This window comes from Ruminococcoides bili, from assembly GCF_040093295.1.
In the GTDB taxonomy this organism is placed as follows: domain Bacteria; phylum Bacillota; class Clostridia; order Oscillospirales; family Acutalibacteraceae; genus Ruminococcoides; species Ruminococcoides intestinale_A.
On record NZ_JBBNJY010000089.1, the window covers coordinates 1 to 1,342 of the forward strand.

At 37.6% G+C, this 1,342-nt stretch carries 2 protein-coding genes; both read left to right on the forward strand.

Annotated features, from left to right (window positions below):
* Positions 1-81 precede the first annotated feature (81 nt).
* Positions 82-429 (forward strand): helix-turn-helix domain-containing protein, encoded by a 348-nt coding sequence (locus AAAY30_RS11475; RefSeq protein WP_302333783.1) that lies wholly within the window; start codon positions 82-84, stop codon positions 427-429.
* Positions 426-1,262, forward strand: coding sequence for an IS3 family transposase (locus AAAY30_RS11480; protein ID WP_412249785.1), 837 nt, complete (start codon positions 426-428; stop codon positions 1,260-1,262). Before AAAY30_RS11475 ends, AAAY30_RS11480 begins: the two co-directional genes overlap by 4 nt.
* The last annotated feature ends 80 nt before the right edge of the window (positions 1,263-1,342 follow it).

The window sequence follows — 1,342 nt, forward strand, 5'->3', positions numbered from 1 at the left end:
TTTGAAATGCTCCCCTTTTGTTAGACAATGAGGTATAATATAAATATACCGTAATTAAAACTAACGAAAGGGGGCATTTTTATGCCAAAAGGACAGCCGAATAAAAAGTACACGCCGGAATTCAAAATCAAAGTAGTAGAAACGATGCACAAGGAAAAACTTAGTTACAGTGAAACTGCACGTCAATTTGACATAAGTAATCATAGTAGAGTAGCAAGCTGGGAACGCATCTATCTTGAAGAAGGGAAAGAAGGCTTTTACATAGAACGCCGAGGACGCAAGTCAACATGTCGTCCCAAAAAGCTGAAGAAAGAAGTAGAGGAAGACCTTATTTCAGAGGTACAGCGACTTCGTACGGAGAATGCATACTTAAAAAAATTGAATGCCTTGGTTTCCGAAAGGGTACGGCAAGAGAAAAATCACAAGTGATATGGGAACTGAGGCACGAATTCAAAATATGGCTGCTCATTGATATTGCCAATATCCCTCGCAGCACATATTACTATTACAGCAAACAATTTAATTCTCCAAAACCGGATAAATATGCTGACATAAAAACTGAAATACGTCATATTTACGATGAAAACAAGGGTCGTTATGGCTATCGAAGAATAACACAAGAATTGAAGAAAAAATTTGTTATCAATCATAAGACAGTACAAAAATTGATGAGAAAAATGGGCATATTTTGCCGAGTTCGTATGCATAAGTATAACTCATACAAAGGGGATGTCGGAAGGATTGCACCTAATCTTCTTGAACGAGATTTCAAGGCAGACAAACCGAATCAGAAGTGGGTAACAGATGTTACAGAGTTTGCTTTGTTTGGAATAAAGCTGTATCTGTCACCAATCATTGATTTGTATAATGGTGAAGTCATTTCGTATAATCTTAGCCGTCATCCAAATCTCGCACAAACAACAGATATGCTTGAAAAGGCATTTGCCAAAATTTCCGATAATACAAATCTTATCCTGCATTCGGATCAAGGTTGGCAATATCAGCATAAGCGTTATCAGAAAATGCTTGCGGACAAGGGTATCAGGCAAAGTATGTCCCGAAAGGGCAACTGTCTTGACAACGCTTGTGCTGAAAACTTTTTCGGTTTATTAAAAACAGAATTGCTGTATCTGCAAGAGTTTATGTCCGTTGAGCATTTTATCTCGGAACTTACGGAATATATAGAATGGTACAACAACAAGCGTATCAAGCTTAAGCTTGATGGACTGTCTCCTGTAGATTACAGACACAAAGCTGCATAACAAAAGCGACCAAGATCTCTCTTAGTCGCTTTGCATAATTATTTCTTTATAACTTTGTCTAACTTTTTGGGGTCAGTTCA

What these genes read in the sequence shown, in the direction of transcription:
- AAAY30_RS11475 (WP_302333783.1), top strand. Translation starts at nt 82, where the DNA reads ATGCCAAAAGGACAGCCGAATAAAAAGTACACGCCGGAATTCAAAATC.